The sequence below is a fragment of the Methylobacterium sp. J-026 genome (genome assembly GCF_022829585.1).
Classification (GTDB): Bacteria; Pseudomonadota; Alphaproteobacteria; order Rhizobiales; family Beijerinckiaceae; genus Methylobacterium.
The window spans coordinates 1-20,027 of record NZ_JAKSYC010000260.1; the positions used below are offsets into that span (position 1 = coordinate 1).

Genomic DNA, 20,027 nt, shown 5'->3' on the forward strand with positions numbered 1-20,027 from the left:
CGCCCGCACCGTGCCCGACCTCTGGGCAACCATCCGCGAAGCCTTCACCGGCTTTACCTCAGACGAGTGCCGCAACTGCCTCACAGCTGCCGGTTACGAAAATGACTTGGCCGTCGCTACATAGGCGGGAACAGCTCTAGCCATACTGAACGACACCATCAACTTCCCCCAACCGTACAGAGCACCCGACCGCCAATCGGCTCCATGCAGCACATTTCTCAACACATGTTTATCCGACTGGAAAGCTCAGATTGCATGAGGCCGATTGACGCTACTCCCAGTTGAATAATCCCGACGACTTAGTAGCAAAGGGCCTCCTGGAAACGCCCGGATGGATTTAAGGCTACAAGATCGGCGCACCGCAATAGCCAGGATAGATGCTGGCTGGGCAGAAAACCACGTGGATCACCGGCAAGGACGCTCGGTTTCGAGACAGCGAAGTTGGCATTTTTTGAGAAGACGCAAAAAGCCGTGGCTGGAAACTTCTTAGGACCAACAATTGCTCGTATGGGCGGCTCCACCTTTTGAAGATGGAGTTTTCCGCCAACCGTATGTGGCCTCCATCCGCCCAGAAGCTTTCTTTGTCCGCAAATTACGGATCGCAGGCATGTATTCTTTCGCCCCCAGAATTGCTGGGGTGGCTAAGGCGAAGCGACCCGTCGAGCAACGATTGCTGCACGCGGCATTAGAGGACGGAGGCCGCCAAACTCATCGGGCGTCCCTAAGAAGACGTCTTCATAAATTCTCTCGATCTCAAAACCGCAAATTTGTAAGATCCGTCGGTAGGTACCGATCGTGTATGTCCAAAAGATATAGTTATGGTCAGGGAAATTTGGCGATCCATTGAAGCGCGCCATTGGCTCTTCGCCACAAATGTAGTCGGTGTTGATGACGAGACGCGTGGTGCAGATTTTTGATACGGAGCCAATTGCGCGAACGGGATCGCCGAGGTGCTCAAGAATAGCTCCAAGAATCACAACATCAAATACTCCGATCCCTGCTGGAAGATCATACACGTCTCCATATACAACTTTTGTGTTAGAGACCTGATCGGCATGAGTGTACCAGTAAGCGTTCTTCCAAGCCTGCATAGCGTGATCATGATTCCGCACCCAAGATGCATGATCGACCATGTAGAGGCTGCCCGCAAACGGCAGCAAATGTTGGCGCTTCGCCGTATCTTGGTCGAAACTGACTACTTCGCACGCACCAGCCTGTTCTGCGGAAAACGATAGAAATCCACTCGCCGTTCCGACGTCGAGGACGCGGCAACCATTGAGGCTGACATGCCCAATGTAATCGGAAAACCGGCCACGAAGATCCCACGCGCCCTGTGCTACACTACCGTCTCTAAAATTCATGGTATGGTAGAAAAAACAGTCTTTTAAGTCTGCCTGTGACTGTCGAGGTTCGTAAGGAGCAAGCTCACTTGATTGTATTCGGCCTCGTACTGTCATCATAAAACCTCGAGTCGGGTCGGACAGGGCATAGGTGCTCAAGCTCGGGGATTGATTTGCTAACAATCAATACGTATCGGCGAAGACTGAAGCAAATCACTTTTGTTGGAATAAATATATATGAAAGTTGTATTGTCAGTCAGAAATTATATTACCCGACACACAAAGGAAAATATGCATTGATTTGTATGAATTGTTTTATAAATCTGACGACTTACGAAGGGGGTCGATCGATTTACGATGCCATTGGATGAAACCAGCAATGGGAATGACAACAACGAACGATTATGTTTATCCCAATTTCACATTTTTAAGATTCATGCCACAAAGACATGACGGACACGGACCGGTGGTAATTCCCGCTTGAATACAGGGTTATCGGGCTCGAACCGCCGCGGTGAGCAACGAGCGCTTTGATATGACGAATGAATTCATCCACCATATACTGAGTCTGGAGATATCCGGATCTCGCAGTGATCATTCGCCATGGACGCGAATGCACAATGTCAATCGCCGGCTGAACCGTTATCCCCCACCCCTACGACCTAAAAATCCAATCCCCTGTGCGGAAGCGGCTCAAGCCTCCGAGGCGACGAGCAAGGATCCCACCGCCGTGACCACTCAGTGCCGCCAAGACATCGCCTGTGAAATGGTCACTCCCCTCATCGATCGCCCAGCGGCGCATGAGGACCTGAGTAAAAATCGGAAGGTCGACGGGCGTGGATACGTCGGGGCCCCTCGCGACCGAGCTCGCCCAGGTCGGGCGGCATGCCGTGGCCAGAACGACGTCGCTCCCTTCCATCCTCTCTTGGTGCCTTTCCCGGCCAGCCTCGAAATGTAGGGCGAGGAAAGCATTGACATCCATCGCGCTTAACGGCTGCGTCTCCGAACACCACGATGTATCGTTGAAAGTTAGCCCCATTTCAGAAGCGATCCGGGGCAAGATCGGCGTTCGCTCCTCGGGCTGCAGTTCCGGAAGGTTCGATGGCCAGGCCGCCACCAGCGGTGTACCGACAAGCGCCTCGATTTCATTTAAAATATATTGATACAGATACGTCGTCGGGTGATCAGGAATCAGAAACAATCGACGATCCTGGTAATTTTTTAATATAAAGTCGCTCACCCTGATTTCACATTTGGAGCCAATTTCCTGGTCAATGATTCGATTGGTAGAATACTCATAGCTCAATTTAATAGTTTCGTACGACGGAAATTCGTTAAGCGCGAAGTAAACAAAATCATCGAAGTTCGTAAAATTACAGGAACTTGAGACGAGTTCAGGAAAGTACCAGCCGTGATGGCCCCAGAAAAGCTTTTTCTGCGCGCTAGGCGCGTAACCATGCCATTCCAGCCACGGAAAGCGGATAGCCTGCACGTTGGCCGCCAAGCATGCCTCGTCGAGGAAGCTGGTGTTATACTCACCCTTATTGCTAATGGGCGAATATATGACCGCGTCGTACGCAGGCAGGCTTTCATAAGGAAAAGACTTTCCTGAATTGATCAGCTGAAAATTCACGAGGCACTCGACTTGGTGCCGGTGAGCGGGTCCCAGCTCATCTATCAAACGCTTGATGATGACAGCATGGCAACCGCCGTAGAGGAGTAATTTCATGAGCGTATCCGCGTGATAACCAAAATCGCTGAGATTAACTATTACAGTACTTGAACCTGTTTAAGCTGAAATCCGAGAGCTCGAAAATCTTCAGACTGCCCCATCTCGCGTGGCGAACGGCATCCGTCACTATTGATAAATAGCTGCAATAGGTTGCCTTGCGAGTATTCCGACCCATCCGGCAGAGCAATCTCGAACACCCTCCCCGCGTTTGACGGGACTTGCCGCGCTTCTATTGGACCCGCGCGCGTCTGGGCTGTGATCGCAATCTTAATATCCTCGACGTTGTCCATCGTGTTCCCATACAGCATGATACTTTTCGCCCGCGGTGCAGGGAAAACGAAGAGACAGGCGCTTGGGGGCATAGTCCAGACATGGTCCCCGTGGATTTCGTAGAACCCAACCATCTTTAGATACCGTACTTGCTCGTCAGAACCTATTCGGATGAGTTGCCCAACGGGACATGGGTCGAGATAGATGTCACATTCCGGCCCTGCGGCGGCCCGGAGCCACTTTGTCAATGCCTCAAATAATTTTGAAGATACTTTTCTCTCGCCGGAGGGCCGACGCTCCAGGGCATCAGCGAGATACACGCGCGATAATGGACCGAACGCGTCTGGAGATCTCGGAACCGGCGTGCAGTTGGGGAGCGATCCATAGGTGGCCGCATGGGCAACAGTGATGAGCGCTTGGTCTGTAACGGCATCCACGACTTCCCAGAATGTGATGTCGTCGTACGGGACTATGTCCGGGAACAGGGCGATCAGAGAGGGGTCAAACGTCTCAATGGCTGTTTTAACCGCCTTGATGGTCCGTGTCCTACGAACGACATCTAACTTTCCAGCAAGGTATCGATGCAGCGCAACGGTCAAGCGGCGGCTAGTGCTGGAACGCAGAATTGCCGCCTGCACGAATTCGACGAGAGCTTCGGTATCCAGGCTTTCTATCAAAACAGGATCGTCTGCGAGACGCCCCTGCTCTAGGAGATCGAGGGATTCCCTTGCCAACGCCAAGTCCCGCTCCCACGATGCGTCCTCTGCGACACCTTCAACATAGAGGCGCGTTCCCTCGAGGAAGGACTCCGCGTGGACGAGGGCTCGCCTGCGAAGCAAAGCCTCGTGCTGTTTAATGAACCCCAGTACTTGACAAGCGTAGCTTCGACAGTCGATCAGTCGCGCGTAGTCGCGTCCACGCGCGCCGATCCGGGCGAGCGTGTCCGGTTCTTCCAGCAACCGATACAGCGCACTGGCAATAGCCTCCACGCTCCGAGACGCAGCAACCTTTATAACTGCATCGTCTGGAACTTCCGAGTAGCAACCAGTATCAAAAACCACGACCGGTTTGCCAGTTAGGAGTTGCTCAATCAGCGACACCGAGGCGCCTTCCGTGTTTGGGAACCTGAGGTTCACGAAGCCATCGGCCTCAATGCATTGCTCTTCCAGTGCGGCGTCACTCAGGTTTAGCGCAAAGCGCACACATTCACCAAGATTGTTTTCCGCGACGAAGTCCCACAACTTTTGGAGATAATGCGCATCGCTAGCGAAGCCCGCTATTACGTAGACGATCTTGCTCCGTAGCTTAGGTGAATCGGCGATAGCCGCGAGCACGTCGTGAATACATTTCGTGCTTTGAATATGCCCGAAGGAGATAATCGTGCGACGTCGCCTAGTTCGAGCTTCTGAGTCCGTAGAGATCGCATGTGGCCGCTGATCATGCGGCATGCCGAGGCATAGAACCGGACCTGAGAATCGCTGTGAGTTATATCGCTCAGCGTATCGTGAGTGCACCACCAGGCCCGAGCCCAGCTGAAACAGTGGAGTTCCGAGCGGCATATCTCCACTCATCTCAGAGTCCCACACGGCGTATCGCAATCCATACGGCTGGGTAATGTTCGACTGACGCACGCGGCGCAGATCGGTCAGAGACCCGTAACGGGCGGCAATTGCGACATAATCCGCGAACATACTCCCGCGATCATGGACAATTTTTGCAAGCACGTGCTGGTAAACATAATCGTGGCAGATAACAATTCCGGGATAGTTTCGAAGTACGTCAAAGATATGCTTATGATGTTCTTCGTTATTACCAATGTTGTATATTATAAAATCAAAAAGACTGTAAAAATTGCTGTCCGATGCTGTTTTCTCGATGTCAATGATCCTGTGTTTGGTTTCGTACAATCCATCGGATATCTGTGTCACGATACTCAGTTCGATGCGATGGTCGCCATATGTCTCAGGCATCGCATCTGTTACGGCTTTACTGAAAGTCCCCACACCGGATCGATTTGTAAACGGTGTTAGCCAGCCAATTCGCAGGATCACGCCGCAAGCTCCTGCACCAATGTCTGCCATGATTGTGCTGCGCTCGCGACAGAAGCCCGGCCGCCTTCGATCAGTTGGTTGTAGAGGCTTGGCGTCTCGAGTAGCAGGGTCAGGAGATCACTGGCTTCATTGTAGGTGTTGCACCGGAGGACATCCCCACCGTCCTTCAGCTCGTGGCCCTCGCTGCGCCCCTGGATCGTCGTGTTCAGGTCGAAATGAAGGACTGGAACTCGGCTTTGCCAGCTGTCGCATATCCGGAGGCGTTCCGAGTCGGTTTGCTGCGAACCGATGTGAATATGCACCCACGAAGCGGTATCACTGATCTGATCGTCGCCAAGATAACGGGTCCGATTGTGCGACTCACCAGACATGCCATACCCGTCGATGAAATAAGATGTTTCGGCAATGAGCCGCCCGACTATCGTCCGCGCCAAACAGTCGCGATCGAGATGATTGATCACTGCCAGCCTGGGCGCCGAGGCCGTCCGCGGAGACTTCAGGTTTAGATTGAGAGGGGGAAGATCGTGTGCCGCGGTTTGGTCGTGCTGGATTAAGACCGATGCCTTCCGTGCTCGGTCGCCGAGCAGACGGACGCGCGACTGTTTCCTGGTGCTTCCAATGCCGTTCAACAAATTTGCGATGTCGTCGCCGGTGGAAAGCTTCGAAGGTTTGGGATCTAGGTAGATCAAACTGGTTCTGATGACATTCGACAGACGCTCGTGCGATGCCAACCCGATAGCTATGACGCTATGGATACTCCTATACATCGTACATGGGCGTTTTTCGCCTAGAATTTCCGGTCTAAAGTTCGAATGAACTTCGCGGCCTTCGGCCTGAGCGAAACGGCGTAGTGCAAATTCAAAATTCCTATAGACGATAGCCGACTTCGATTGCCCGTCACACTCATCATTGCGGTATAATATAGCTTTGGGCATTGGTTTGCTCCCACTCGATACCCATTTAGCCGGCTGTTCAGCCCGAAATGGGGGACGTGGCCGAGATCCCTTGTTGCAACCCAGAATGGAGTTCTCCTCCGATTAATGCAACCCATTAGCGAAAAAAAAACGAATTATGGTCGCGCGGGCCTGGGTGGGAGGTCTCTTGGAGGCGCAGACGGCCCCAGCATGATTTCTGGCCAGGGCAATCTTTCTCAGTAAATATTCCGCGGTTTGTCAGATTATTCGCTGAAAACAAAGATATAGTTAGACAACCAAGGCACATATCGAAGGTAAAATTGCCATTTGGCGATGAATGATATCGAGCAACTGAAATCAGAAGCCGCGGGCGACGTGGAAACGCTCCGGACCGATATCGTCATCTCCGTACGGGTTCCGAGTCCAAACCGGGCGTCCATCCCCGTCTTTCGACTAAGCCCCTAACTTCGGACCGTCTGGCCGACCGTCTTCCTCACCTCGATCGAGGCTCCTAACCGCTCTGGTTGAAAAAGATTCCATAATGCACTCATAGATTGCAATCCGTGAGCTGGCTTGTATGCTGGGCGGCGACGTCAGCGCCTGCACACGAACTCTCGCGAGGAAGCGGTCATCGCTGTTTGGCAGATGCATGTGCAGAACGCTCCAGGCGCAAAGCGTCGGGGTCGTCAGATCCCCGGCATCGGTCGTTGGACGATCGATCAGAGGACCGGTCGCGTGGTTTTGTGCAAGGCGTTGGGGCGCCCTCTCAAGCGGGAGGTGTGGGCGGACGGCTTTATCAGTCTTCGACGGCACATCGTCAGCCATCACCCGCGGGAGCGTTCGCGTCTACTCCGTGCGTTTCACCGGGGAACGCGCGGCACGTTAAACTACGCTGATGGCGCCTTTGTTGGACTCAGTCGTATGCTGCGTACCTACGGCTCTGTGCTGGAAGTTGTGGGTCACGGATGGACGGGGCGCGAGGGGTCGGGTGGAGGGGCAGCGATCTCGGGTGTGGTCGTGGATGTCACCGACCTGATCCGGTTCGGGAGATAGCTGCAGATGTCGAAGATGCGTTTTCGCACGATCCTGGAGCATATCGATCAGGGTCTTATAATGACTGACGCTAACGATTGCGTGCGTGTCTATAACCAACGCGTCTTGCAGATGCTTAATGTTCCAGAGAATCTTCTGCGCGGGGGGGCAGCTTTCGCCAATGTTCGAAACTGTCAGGCGGCCCGGGGGGAGTTTGCCCACTTGCCGCAGCCGTTAAGGCGATGGCTGGAAGAGGGAGATTCAGATAGTATGATTGAAGACTATGAGCGCTCGCGGCCGGACGGCACGGTGCTCCATGTCCGCACCGTGCCGATCCCGGAAGGCGGATTGGTTCGAACCTTCACCGACGTCACGCAGCGGAACGCCGCGGAAGCCGCATTGCGCGACAGCGAGCGCCGTTTTCGGCTCTTGGCCGAAAATTCCAACGATATCTTCATCCTCGGCGACCTCGACTTGCGCCGCCTTTACGTTTCGCCGGCCGTACGTACCGTGCTGGGTTACGAGCCGGAGGAACTCGTCGGAAGCGTGCAACTCGAGCACGTCCATCCCGATGAACAGAATATGTTCACCGAGCTTTGGACCAAGGCGCAGGGCGAGCGCGAGGGCCGATTTGTCGCGAGTATGCGCTATCAGCATAAAGCAGGGCATCACGTCTGGCTCGAAGCCTCAGTCCGGGTGGTGCGTGAGCCGTCTGACGATCGCGCTATCGGCTACGTGGCGGCGCTGCGCGACATCTCTGAGCGGCGCCGGGCAGAAGAGCAGATCCGGTATCTGGCGCTGCACGACGCGCTCACGGGCTTACCGAACAGGGCCCTATTCTGGGATCGCCTCGACCAAGCCGTAGCGCAGGGACACCGCACGCACGGCTTCGTTGCGATGCTAGCCTGCGATCTTGATCGGTTCAAAGCGGTCAATGACAGCCTCGGACATCCGGCCGGAGACGCCCTTCTGCGCCTTGTGGCCGATCGGATGACGGCGGTGTTGCGCCCCTACGACACCTTGGCGCGTCTCGGCGGTGACGAATTTGCGGTCCTGCTCACGCATCTCGACCTGCCAAGCAACGCCACGCACCTGGCGGAGCAACTGATCGCGGCGGTCAGCCAGCCGGTGACCCTTGAAGGGCGGACGGTTGAGGTGGGCATCAGTATCGGGCTCACACTTGCGCTCAAGAGGGACGTCAGTACCGACGAAATCTTTAAGCGCGCCGACATCGCCCTTTACGAGGCCAAGGCCGCCGGCGGAAACATGTGCAGAGAATTCGAGGCCAATGTCGGCGTCCGCATCGCGCTGCGCAGCCAACTTGCCCTTGACATGGGCGAAGCGATCCGCCGCGGCGAGTTCCGATTGTTCTACCAGCCTGTGGTTGATGCAACGACGGGTGTCGTTCTCAGTTTCGAGGCCTTGATGCGTTGGAGGCATCCAGTGCACGGCGAGATCTCGCCCGGCATCTTCATCCCACTGGCCGAGGAAACCGGATTAATTGTTCTATTGGGGTCTTGGGCACTGCAGGAGGCCTGCCGTGTGGCCGTCGATTGGCCGGATCCGATCCGCGTGGCGGTAAACGTCTCGGTGGTCCAGTTACGGCGTGGCGGACTTGAGGCGGCTGTGCTCTTGGCACTCGCGACCAGTGGGCTGTCGCCTACCCGGCTCAAACTGGAGGTGACGGAAAGTGTCCTTGTGCATGACGCGGACTCGGTGCTCGCTAGCCTGCACGCGTTACGCGCACGTGGTGTGAGGATCGCGCTCGACGATTTTGGCACGGGCTATTCGTCGCTAGGCTACCTGCGGATCTTCCCATTTGACGAAATTAAGCTCGACCGCACGTTCGTTAACGACATCGCCCGCGCGGACTCGGCCGCGATCGTGCGGGCTGTGGTCGGCATAGGCGAGCGGTTGGGTATGGGCATCGTTGCCGAGGGCGTCGAGACTGCTGAGCAGCTCAGCCTGGTTCGGCGGGAAGGCTGCGCGCAGATCCAGGGATTTCTGATCAGCCAGCCTCTGCCCGCTCATGAGGCCGCTCTTTATTTGGCTGCATCTCCAATTCTGTGTGATGGCCCGGGGTGATTGGAGTCGATTTCTGTCCCTAGCGTCGGCGGCGCGTGGATCTCGTCTGCGACGCCCCTCCAACCGGGGCACCGATTAAGCGCACGATCGGAGACGCCCTGCCGAGGCTGAGAAATCGCTGAACCAGCTGGTGCTGCCACCCGCGGCGGATTACCGACATTCCGGGTCGCCATGGTTCGTGAGCAGCGTTGCGGCTACGGCCCGGGACGCTTCGGCCGCCGGGACCTTGCCTCATCGGCGCGGGAAGGCCTCGGCCCTCTACCGGCCGGCGCAGGGTTGGGCGACCGCGTCGGGCTCTAGGCCGTCGTCGCGCGTCTCCGCCTCCCGGACACGGTAACACGGCACATGATAGACGCGCGGGTGGCGATCGCGCCGATGGCCCGCGCCACGCTCTGGCCCGATCGCCGCCACCGAGGCGACCTGCCGGGCCTTGACACTTGATCCGGCGCTCAAGGACGAACGCCTGAGAGACGTAGCCCGAACCAGCCTGGCGCCCGTGCGCCGGCATCCTTCAAGTCTTGGCCACGCGCGACGTGCATCGTCTCGGCCAGCCAACACCGCGGCCGTTCGGCGTTCATCAGGTGTGTGCCGCCCTGCGTGGGACTATGCCGGCGCCCAAATGGGCATTGACCGGCCGGTGGCCCGCCTCCAGGCCGAGGGGATCCGATCGTGTTCGATCCCTTGGACTCTCCTGCCGAGCCCGGCCAGGTCTCAGGGGGCGGTCTGAGCGTTACGTCGCGAAAAGTGGTCAGGCCGCGTCGGATTCCGGTCGCAGGCGCACAGCTGCCTTCACGATCGACAGGACGCTGTCGCGGGTTGCGTCGTCCGGGATTCCCGTGAACGCCATCACAAGTTCCATGACCTTCGCATCGTCTAAGAACGTCGCGGCTTCAGCCCCGGCCGATCCTGGCCGACCGGCGAAGAAGGTCTCGACCGGAACCTTCAAAACATCGGCGATCGCCTGAAGCCGCCCGACACCGACGCGGTTGCGACCCTTTTCGTACTTCTGCACTTGCTGGAAGCTGACGCCGAGGGCGTTCCCAAGTGCCGTTTGGCTTAAGCCCTGTGCCGCCCGGAGCGCTGCGATGCGGCTGCCGATCGTGCGATCAGCATCGGTTGCCATTTTCGGACATTTGTTAAAAATCACGAGGGCGGTCATTCGAAGGCGACTTTCGGAAAAGTACGACCAGGGTTGGCCGCGGCGTCGATCGCCCCAACTCCATAACGCACGATTGAGTTTCGGAAAGACATGCAATTCAGGCGTGCGTCAATCGTCTGGCTGGGTCGCAGGGACTGAAAATTCGACAGCCACGCAGTCTGCATCATCGGCCCGCGCCGGCCAGAGACGACATGGTGAACCGATCATACCGGGAGCCAGGACACCCCGCCGAATGTCCAGGGCGTCATAGCCCGCAAGGCAGAGTGGGACCCATCACGCGGATACCATCAGGGCCAGCAGTCAACATGCACGACTGCATCGACAGGCCGGACACAAGACTGCACCCAACCAACGCGACAGAACCTTAATTTGCGACTTGCAATGCGGAGCCTTCTACACAAGGCCTTCCGGCAGACAGTGAAGATTCGAAGTCAGTTTTTAAATGTCAATAGGCGTCGAAGCCTCGCCCCTCCCGGAATTGAGTTCAATGCGTTGAGATAGGTGCTGAATTTTACTTCGAGGTGGGGTCACGGTCGGCGCCGATAGTGACCCCATCTCTATCTCGATTTTCGCGTTTTGGAGAAAGCGTTGGCTAAGTTTTTGCCGGGGTCATGCCTCAAAGCCGATTCACAGCCTATGCCGCCGCGATGACCGGCAACTCCTTAACCCGGGTCGTGTACCGGGGCGAGCGCATGTCAAACTTGGTTGACCATTCTCGTTTGGAGGCGAACCCGGCGCTGCCCGGGACGACCGCGCCCCGCCCGAAGCGGCGATTGCAGGCATCGAGGGCGCTCATCAGCGCCGCCCCGTGTTCCCGGTCAAGTTGCCCCAACCCCGGGAAGGCCCGTTGCGAGGCAGCAAGGGGCACGAGGTCGGTGGTGACGACTCCGGCCTTGGAATAGCGGTACCCATTCCTCCAAGTCTTCCGGACGCCGTGGAGGCACGCCTTCACCAGGACGAGGGTGTCGTTCGACGCCTCCGGCAGGGTCACCACCGACGAGACCGACCGCTGCGGTCGGTCTCGGTCGTGCTCCGAGGTATGGAAGAACACCGTCACGTGGTTGGTGCCAAGTCCCCCCGCCCGCAGCTTTTCGCCCAGTCTGGCGGCGTGTGCGGCGACCACCTGCTCCATGGTGCCGAGGTCCTCAACGCGGTCGGAGAAACTCCGGGTCACCGCGCATCCCTTCCGGGTCGGGGCGACTTCCTCCAGGTCGAGGCAGGCCATGCCTCGCAGTTCCTGCACCAGCCGCTCGCCCACCACCGTCATGGCTTTGCGCGCCGCCCGGGTGTCGAGGTCGCGCACGTCGGCGACGCTTTCGCAGCCCAGGGCCTCCAGCTTGCGGGCGTTGGCAGGCCCGACGCCCCAGATGTCCTCGGGCGGGATGCGGGCCATCCAATGGTCGTACTGGACCGGGTCGGTGAGGTCGCAAACCCCGCCGAGTTCGGGCACCTTCTTGGCGACGTGGTTGGCGAGCTTGGCCAGCGTCTTGGTGGCACCGATGCCGACGCAAGTGGGGATGCCCGTCCAGGCCCGCACCGTCTCGCGCATGTCCCGGCACAGGGTCACGCGGTCGGCCTCGCGCACGTCCGAGAGGTCCAAAAAGCTCTCGTCGATGGAGTAGATCTCGATGCGGGGAGAGAAGCTCCGGTAGACCGTGTTCACCCGGGCCGACATGTCGCCGTAGAGGGCGTAGTTCGAGGAGTAGACCCTCACCCCCTGCGACCGGCACATGTCGCGGATCTTGAAGAACGGCTCGCCCATCCGGATGCCGAGCGCCTTGGCCTCGGGCGTCCGGGCGATGGCGCAACCGTCGTTATTGGACAGCACGATCACAGGCACCCGGACCAGGCGGGCGTCGAACACCCGCTCGCACGAGCAGTAGAACGAGTTCCCATCCGAGAGGGCGTAGGCCCGGGGGCTCATTCCGCTCGGCGCCTCGGGTTGATCGACCCCGACACCACGCCCCAGACCTCGACCACCGCGTCGGATGACAGGCGGAACTCGGGAAAGCGCGGGTTGGCGAAGTGCAGGGTCACGCGCGGACCCTTCCGGCGCCAGACCTTGAACGAGCGCTCGCCGTCGACGTCGACCACCACCACGTCGCCGTTGCGCGGGGTCAGCGAGCGGTCAACCACCGCGAGGTCGCCGTCGTGCAGGCGGGCCAGCAGCATGCTGTCGCCGGCCACCCGCACCAGGAAGGTCGCGGGCCGGTTCGCAATCAGCAGCTGCTGCAGGTCGATCTCCTCCTCGACGAAGTCGTCGGCCGGGCTGGGGAAGCCCGCCCGGACGGCGCGGGCAAGCATAGGAATGGGGGTCGGCAACCCGACGACGATGTCCAGCACCAGCATGCGCTCGCTCCACGAATTCAACAGAACAAAAGTGGAACACGTTGGGGCGGTTCCGCCAAGCGGTTGAGCTCACGGCGTAGCGAGGCTGTGGACACGTGTGGATAACGCGCAAAAGACATTGACGTTGGCGCCACAAGTCGAGCGCCCATCGGGCCTCGCTGCTCAAACCCAGTGCTGGTCAAGGGTCGGCTTCCTGTCACTGGCGACCCGTGCAGACACCGTCGACGCGTACCAGGGGGGATGCGTCCACGGCCGCACTGCGTGAGCGGGAACTGTCGCGGGGCCGCGCGATTGGCCTCGGAGCGTAAGGTGAGGCTCCGCCTGTCAGAGGCGGAGCGGCGCGACCATCCCCACCCATCATTTGGTCCCGATTCGACTGCCAGGGGGTAGGTCCGGTCGCTGGTCCGGAGCGTCATGCATGGAAAACGGTGTGGCGACGGCGGTCCTTTGCGTCGTCGGTGGTGGCATCGCAGCACAGGTTCTCGCATCCCGGCTGCGCATTCCTGCCATCGTCCTCCTGCTCGCACTCGGCTTCATGGTCGGGCCCGTACTGGGCCTGATGCATCCGACGCACGATTTCGGACCGAACCTCCGGCCCTTGATCGGCTTGGCGGTCGCCATCGTGGTGTTCGAGGGCGGCCTCGCGCTCGACTTCCGCGAGTTGCGGGCTTCCGGCGAGGGGGTGCTACGGCTCACCGCCTTCGCCCTGCCCATCAACTTCGTCCTGGGCACGCTCGCAGCCCACCTGATCGGGGGCATGCTGTGGGGACCGGCGTCGGTGTTCGGTGCCATCCTGGTCGTCACGGGACCGACCGTGATCCTGCCCGTCCTGCGCCACGCCCGGCTGGAGCGACGCTCGGCCGCCTTCCTGAAGTGGGAGGCCATCGTCAACGACCCCGTCGGGGCCATCCTGACCGCGGTCGTCATCGAGATCCTGGTGGGCGTGCCCCACAGGTCCGGGGAGGATGCGGCCACCGCGCTCATGCTTCACCTCGCGGAGGGCGTGCTGGTGGCGGGCGCCCTCGGCGTCGGCTCGGCGTTCCTCATCGCCTGGGCGTTCCGGCGCGACCTCATCCCCGAGATGCTGAGGACGCCGGCGCTGCTTGCGCTCGCGCTTATCGCCTACGTCGTGCCGAACCTTCTGATGAACGAGGCCGGGCTTATCGGTTCGACCGTGTTCGGCATCGCGCTAGCGAACCGGCACGTGCCGGGTCTCGCGGAGCTTCGTCGGTTCAAGGAAAGCCTCGTCGTCCTCCTGGTGTCCTGCCTCTTCGTCGTGCTGACTGCCGACCTAGACCTCGCGGTCCTCGGCAAGCTGTCGGCGCCCATCCTTGGGTTGACGGCCGCGATCCTGTTCGTGGTTCGCCCGGCGGCAATCTGGTTGGCCACGCTGCGCAGCGACCTAACCCGGCGGGAGCGCCTGTTCGTCGGCTGGATCGGACCTCGCGGCATCGTCGCGGCCGCCGTCGCCGGCCTGGCCGGCCCCCGCCTCAGCGCGGCGGGGTATGCCGGCGGCGACCTGATCCAGCCCACCGTGTTCGCGGTCATCGTCGCGACCGTGCTCGCCCACGGCTTCTCCCTGGCGCCGCTTGCCCGCCGGCTTGGCCTATCGACCGCCGCCGATACCCAGCGGCTCGCCGTAGTCGGTGCATCCCCATGGGCGAGCGACATGGTGATCGCGCTTCACCGGGCGGGCGTGCCGGTCGTGATCATCGACATCTACCCCGGCGCCATGCTTGCCGCGCGGGAGGCGGGCGTGCCGACGCTTCAGGCCGAACTCCTGTCCCGATCCGCCGAGGAAGGGATGGCCGACCATCCCCCAGACCACTTGCTCGCCGCGACCAGGGACGAGCTCTACAACGCCCTCGTCTGCACGAGGCTGGCTCCGGAGATCGGTCGCGAGCGTGTTTACCAACTGGCGCCTTCGGAGAACCACATGCTGCACGCCGACACCGGCGTCACCCGGGATGCCCGCGGGAAGGTGTTCGGTGCCGCGGACGCCAGCTTCGACGCGCTCGCTGGGCGGCACGAGGCCGGTTGGCGGTTCGTCGTGACCCGCCCGGATACCCTCGGGCAGCCGGACGACATTCCCCTGCTGGCCATCAAGATCGACGGGAGCCTCGAATTCGCCTCCGCCGATCACGAGGCGAACGACGCTGCCGAGGACGACCGATTGCTGGTCCTGCAGGCGCCGGGCATGGCAATGGTCGACGCTGATGATGACCGGCTCGTTCAGGTGCCGGCCTGAGCGGAGGCGTCCGGCGGGATCGAACAGTCACGGCCGCGGCGCCGCAGCCGCACGAATCTTGGAAGTCGTGTCAGCCCTCCTCAGCTTTGGCCCATGGGTAACGCGTTCGACGTCATCATCGTAGGGGGAGGCGCCGCCGGCATCGGCGCCGCGCGGCGGCTCGCGTCACAAGGCTCATCGGCCTTGTTGCTGGCGGCGTCGTCGCGTCTCGGAGGCCGTGCCCACACGCAGGATCTCGGAGGCTACCCGCTCGACCTCGGTTGCGAGTGGCTCCACTCCGGCGACCGCAACACCTGGGTCGGTATCGCCGAGGCATCGGGCTTCCCGGTCGACCGGGGCGAGCCGCCATGGGCGAAGGCGCACCCGGGCATCGCCGAGGACGAGGAGGCCCAGGAGGCGGCGCAGAGGGCGTACGGCGACTGGGAGGAGCGGCTCCGCACGGTCGCAGCGGGCAGCGACAGGGCCAGCGACGCCCTGGAGCCCAGCGGCCCCTGGAACGCCTACGTGCGGGCCATCGCCGGCTTCATGAGCGGCGTCGCACCCGAGGCGATCTCAGCCACGGATTACCTTGCCTACGACGATGCCTCGACGGGCCGGAACTGGCACCTGCCGCTCGGCTACGGCACGCTGGTCGCCGCCAGCCTGCCGCCCTCGACGACGCTGCGGCTCGCCACGCCCGCCGAGCGGATCGACCTGACGGCCGACGGCGTCGCCGTCACCACCCGCGCCGGCGCCGTCCGCGCTGGGGCCGCCATCCTTACGGTCTCGACCGCGGTCCTGGCCGGGGACGCGATCCGCCTTCCCGCCGGTACCGAACCCTGGCGCGACGCGGCCGCCGACCTGCCGCTTGGCCGAAACGAGAAAATTTTCCTGGAGATCGGGCGCGGGGCCGCGTTCGAGCCGGACACGCACGCCTACGGCAACCTGCACGACCCGCGGTCTGCCGCCTACTCGATCCGCCCCAACGGATGGCCGGTGATCGAGGCGTTCCTCGGGGGCGAGGGCGCCCGGATCCTGGAGAAGGACGGTCCGGCCGCGGGCTTCGACTTCGTGTCGGCCGAATTGGTCAGCCTGTTCGGCAGCGCCGTCGCATCGGTGATCCGGCCGCTCGCAGCGACGTCCTGGAGCCGGATGGCATCCATCGGCGGTGCCTACAGTTGCGCCCTGCCAAACAAATCCAAGGCGCGTGCACGGCTGGCCCGGCCCTTCGAGGATAGGCTGTTCTTCGCGGGCGAGGCGACCCACCCCTCCGATTTCACCACCGCCCACGGAGCTCACGACAGCGGGCGAAGGGCTGCGGACGAGGCCATGGCAGCGCTTCGGCACAGACAAGAGGAAGCGGCCTGACGAAAGCCCGGCAGCATCCGTATGGCCGCAGGCGCCGGAACATCCGAGGTGGACTTCCGACGCTCTTAGACACCACCACCGCCGACGACCGCCGACGCCTAGCTAGGCAGGCCGACCGGGTCATTCGGAAGGGCCAACCCTTCTTCCAAAACCTGGTGGATGCGGTTGGGCCGTTCGTCATGCCCTAGTCCGAAGCGGTCGAGGGCCGAGGATCGGATTGCAGGGGCTTCCCAGTTCGGAAACGCAAGCCGGTCCCAGGCGACGACCTTCCCGACGAAGGCAAGGATGCCGGCCGGCGATGTCCGGGGTATTGCCCGACGCATCGTTTGGGACGTTGGCACCCATGCGTGGATGCGAGGCGGCCACTGATGCCCTTCGAACGAGGCGAGCCATCATGACCCAGTTCGAGCAACGGCAACTGGCGCAGGTCGTCGACGGTCTCGCGGAAGGCGTCATCCTGATCGAGCCGGACCACACCATCGCCTACGCCAATGACGCCGCCCTCGCGATGCATGGGGTCACCGAACTCGGTGACCTCGGAGCCACCGTCGCCGAGTACCGTGCCAACTTCATCCTGCACTACCGCAACCATCGCGAGGTCGGGCCGCTGCAGCATCCGGTCGAGCGCATCCTGGCCGGCGAGGCGTTTCGCGATGCGGTCGTCGAGGTCCACCATTTCCGGGATCCCGCAAGGACGTGGACGCACCGGATGCGGGGACTTGTGACGACGGACGATGCCGGAACGCCAAACGGCCTCGCCCTGCTGATGCAGGACGCCAGCGACCGCTACGAGGCCGAGGAGCGGTTCGAATGCATGTTCCGGGCGAACCCCGCCCCGGCCGTGGTGTGCCGGCTCTCCGACCTGCGTTACGTCAAGGTCAACCAGGGCTTCGTCGAGCTGACCGGTTACGCCCGCGACCAAGTCCTCGGCCGGACCTTCACCGAAATCGACCTCATTGGCCAAGGCGAGCGCCGCGCCTCCGCGGTCGAGCACCTCCATGCCGGCACCACCATCCGCCAACGCGAGGCGTGCCTTTCGGTGCCGTCCGACGCCGAGAAGTACGTCATCGTCGCCGGCCATCCCATCGAGATGCCCGGCGGCGAGCGCTGCATGCTGTTCACCTTCGCCGACCTGGAGGACCGACGGAAGGCCGAGGCGGAGCTCCGTCTCAGCGAGGAGCGCTTCGCCAAGGCGTTCGAGCTCAGCCCGATCCCGACGGCTCTCCTGAGTTCGGACGCGAAGGTCCCGACCAGCGTCAACGAGGCCTACGCCGCAACCTTCGGGAACGCCGCGCACGCCACGTCCGTGCCCTGGGCCGAGGAAGCGGAACGGACCCGATTCAAGCGTGAGCTCCAGCGCTACGGAAGGGTCCGGGCATTCGAGGGACGGCTGCGAACCCAAGACGGCGACGAGTTCGACTGCCTCGTCTCCGCCGAGAAGGTCACCGTCAACGGCGGTGACGGGCTTCTCTGCGCCGTCCAGGACATCTCGTCGAGGAAACGGACGGAGGTCGAACTCATCGCGGCCATCGAATCCGTCATGGCGGAGGCGTCGTGGTTCAGCCACGGCGTGATCGAGAAACTCGCCCAGCTACGCAATCCTCCCAGGCCGGGCAAGCCGCTGGCGATGGTCGAGAGGCTCACGACCCGCGAGGGCGATATGCTGGAGGGCATCTGCCGCGGCGACACGGACGAGGAGATCTCCAAGGCGCTCGGGGTCTCGCTAAGCACGGTGCGCAACCACGTCGCGAGCCTGTACCGCAAGATCGGTGTCAACCGCCGCAGCGCCGTGGTGGTCTGGGCCAGGGAGCGTGGGATCGGCGAGAAGACGTCGATTGAGCATTACGGCAAAAATACAACGCGAAAACCAGGTCGAAAACACTAAGCGGCCTAGGCTTAATTACTTTTATGTAAATCGCCGGAACATCGCTTCGATAGAAGTATTCGGTGGGTGTAGCTCTGCTCGATCCGGGCATCTCAAAGACGGCTAAGCCGGACAGAGAGGTGTGGTGGATGGGCAAGGACCGGAAGGTTCTATCGAGCGATCATGCCCGAGCCCTGATCAAGCAGGCCATCGGCGTGATCTTTGGTGACACCAAGGTCGAGGCGGAGGCCACGACCGAGATCGTCGCGACCAAGGCGCGGCACGCCACGACAAAGACCAAACCCGACCAACCCCGCAGGCCATCGAGGTCGTAGCGGCCGAACCAACACACCTTCGAGACTCATCCCAGCCCGCGCAGGCCCTGCGCCGGGACCCTTCCGCACGCCAAGTTAATGGAGCCCGTCATGTCCCTCCTCGCCTGGATCGTCCTCGGCCTGATCGCCGGCTTCATCGGCAGCAAGATCGTCAACAACACCGGACAGGGCCTCGTCGTCGACATCCTGCTCGGCGTCGTCGGCGCGGTCGTCGGCGGCTTCCTGTTCAACCAGTTCGGCGAGCCTGGCGTGTCGGGGGTCAATCTCTACAGCCTGCTCGTCGCCATCGTCGGCGCCGTGATCGTGCTGTGGCTCTACCACATCGTCATGGGCCGCCGCCGGGTCGTCTGACCCACCGCGCCCTTCCAGCTTTCCGAGCTCAATACTTAGGAGATCCACCATGGCCACCGTTACCGAGCCCGCGCCCGTATCCCCCGGACGCCCAATACCCGACCGCGCCGTCGTCGACCGCGAGCTGCCGCAGGCCACCATGGTCACCCCCGCTGAGGACATGCGCGCGATGATGCTGCATTCCGTCTCCTGGGGTGCCGTGCTTGCCGGTGCCACGGTGGCCCTGATCTCGCAGGTCATCCTGAACATGCTGGGGCTCGGCATCGGCCTCTCGACGGTCGATCCGATGGGTGATGGCACCCCGGCGGCGAGTTCGCTCGGCATCGGTGCCGGCCTGTGGTTCGTCGTCTCCGGCGTGCTGGCGGCCGTCGCCGGCGGCTACTTCGCCGGACGCCTGTCCGGTAAGCCCTCGACCTCGACGGCGGGTTATCACGGTCTCCTCGCCTGGGCGGTCTCGACCCTCGTGGTGCTGTACATGCTGTCGTCGGCCGCCAGCGGCATCGTCAGCGGCGCCCTCGGCACGGCCTCCTCGGCCATCGGCGGGGTCGGCAACGCGATGGGCGGCTCCGTCTCGACCCTGGCGCAGGCCGCCGCCCCGTCGCTGACCAAGGTCACCGACCCTTTCTCGAACATCGAGTCCAATGTCCGCAACGGCACCGGATCCGATCCGGCCGCGCTGAAGGACGCCGCTGTGACCGCGATGCGCGCCGCCGTCTCGGGTGACGGCGCACAGCAGGCCGCCGCTCAGGAGAAGGCTGCCGTGGCTCTTTCCAAGGCGCAGAACATCCCGGTCGAGCAGGCCCGGACCCAGGTCGCGCAGTACACCCAGCAGTTCAGGGAAACCGTCGCCTCGGCCAAGGAGCAGTCCAAGCAGATCGCCGACGCCACGGCGCGCCGCGTGTCCCAGGGTGCGCTGTTCGGGGCCCTCGCGCTGATCTTCGGGGCGCTCG

The 20,027-nt window shown here is 61.5% G+C and carries 14 protein-coding genes and 1 pseudogene; 8 read left to right on the forward strand and 7 right to left on the reverse strand.

Features of this window, described 5'->3' with window-relative positions:
- A pseudogene (locus MKK69_RS22105) lies at positions 1–124 on the forward strand (IS630 family transposase); the annotation flags it as partial.
- A gap of 517 nt (positions 125–641) precedes the next feature.
- On the opposite strand, the gene MKK69_RS22110 reads toward MKK69_RS22105, so the two are convergent.
- The 4 genes from MKK69_RS22110 to MKK69_RS22125 form a co-directional block, all read right to left on the reverse strand.
- Positions 642–1,499 carry a class I SAM-dependent methyltransferase gene (locus MKK69_RS22110; RefSeq protein WP_243971483.1) on the reverse strand — a complete coding sequence of 286 codons (858 nt, stop codon included), beginning with the start codon at positions 1,497–1,499 and terminating at the stop codon, positions 642–644.
- Positions 1,500–1,995: 496 nt separating this feature from the next.
- Entirely contained in the window at positions 1,996–3,069 is a 1,074-nt protein-coding gene (locus MKK69_RS22115) for a WcbI family polysaccharide biosynthesis putative acetyltransferase (RefSeq protein ID WP_243971484.1), read from the reverse strand.
- 41 nt (positions 3,070–3,110) lie between these two features.
- Positions 3,111–5,393, reverse strand: a complete 2,283-nt coding sequence (locus MKK69_RS22120) for a glycosyltransferase (RefSeq protein ID WP_243971486.1) — start codon at positions 5,391–5,393, stop codon at positions 3,111–3,113.
- The gene (locus MKK69_RS22125; protein WP_243971488.1) at positions 5,390–6,328 is read right to left on the reverse strand and encodes a hypothetical protein; all 939 of its coding nucleotides are present in this window, start codon (positions 6,326–6,328) and stop codon (positions 5,390–5,392) included. Before MKK69_RS22125 ends, MKK69_RS22120 begins: the two co-directional genes overlap by 4 nt.
- 1,038 nt (positions 6,329–7,366) lie before the next feature.
- Between MKK69_RS22125 and MKK69_RS22130 the strand changes: the two genes are divergently transcribed.
- Complete coding sequence (locus tag MKK69_RS22130) at positions 7,367–9,424, forward strand: putative bifunctional diguanylate cyclase/phosphodiesterase (protein WP_243971490.1); 2,058 nt, start codon at positions 7,367–7,369, stop codon at positions 9,422–9,424.
- Positions 9,425–10,172: 748 nt separating this feature from the next.
- Here the strand turns inward: MKK69_RS22130 and MKK69_RS22135 are convergent.
- From MKK69_RS22135 to MKK69_RS22145, 3 genes are all read right to left on the reverse strand, one after another.
- Positions 10,173–10,583: a helix-turn-helix domain-containing protein gene (locus tag MKK69_RS22135; RefSeq protein ID WP_243971491.1), complete on the reverse strand. Its 411-nt coding sequence runs from the start codon at positions 10,581–10,583 to the stop codon at positions 10,173–10,175.
- A gap of 634 nt (positions 10,584–11,217) precedes the next feature.
- Positions 11,218–12,507 (reverse strand): Y-family DNA polymerase, encoded by a 1,290-nt coding sequence (locus MKK69_RS22140; protein ID WP_243971493.1) that lies wholly within the window; start codon positions 12,505–12,507, stop codon positions 11,218–11,220.
- Entirely contained in the window at positions 12,504–12,932 is a 429-nt protein-coding gene (locus MKK69_RS22145; RefSeq protein ID WP_243971495.1) for a LexA family protein, read from the reverse strand. Before MKK69_RS22145 ends, MKK69_RS22140 begins: the two co-directional genes overlap by 4 nt.
- Positions 12,933–13,350: 418 nt before the next feature.
- Here MKK69_RS22145 and MKK69_RS22150 point away from each other — a divergent pair, with 418 nt between their 5' ends.
- From MKK69_RS22150 to MKK69_RS22175, 6 genes are all read left to right on the forward strand, one after another.
- On the forward strand, positions 13,351–15,180 hold the full coding sequence (locus MKK69_RS22150; RefSeq protein ID WP_243971497.1) for a cation:proton antiporter: 1,830 nt from the start codon (positions 13,351–13,353) through the stop codon (positions 15,178–15,180).
- Between the two features lie 93 nt (positions 15,181–15,273).
- Positions 15,274–16,527 carry a flavin monoamine oxidase family protein gene (locus MKK69_RS22155; protein WP_243971499.1) on the forward strand — a complete coding sequence of 418 codons (1,254 nt, stop codon included), beginning with the start codon at positions 15,274–15,276 and terminating at the stop codon, positions 16,525–16,527.
- A gap of 394 nt (positions 16,528–16,921) precedes the next feature.
- Entirely contained in the window at positions 16,922–18,412 is a 1,491-nt protein-coding gene (locus MKK69_RS22160) for a PAS domain S-box protein (protein WP_243971506.1), read from the forward strand.
- Positions 18,413–18,474: 62 nt separating this feature from the next.
- A complete protein-coding gene (locus tag MKK69_RS22165) occupies positions 18,475–18,726 on the forward strand; it encodes a hypothetical protein (RefSeq protein ID WP_243971501.1) in 252 nt (83 codons plus the stop codon).
- A gap of 90 nt (positions 18,727–18,816) precedes the next feature.
- A complete protein-coding gene (locus tag MKK69_RS22170) occupies positions 18,817–19,077 on the forward strand; it encodes a GlsB/YeaQ/YmgE family stress response membrane protein (protein ID WP_243971503.1) in 261 nt (86 codons plus the stop codon).
- Positions 19,078–19,126: 49 nt separating this feature from the next.
- A partial coding sequence (locus MKK69_RS22175; protein WP_243971505.1) for a PhnA-like protein occupies positions 19,127–20,027 on the forward strand: 901 nt, incomplete at its 3' end.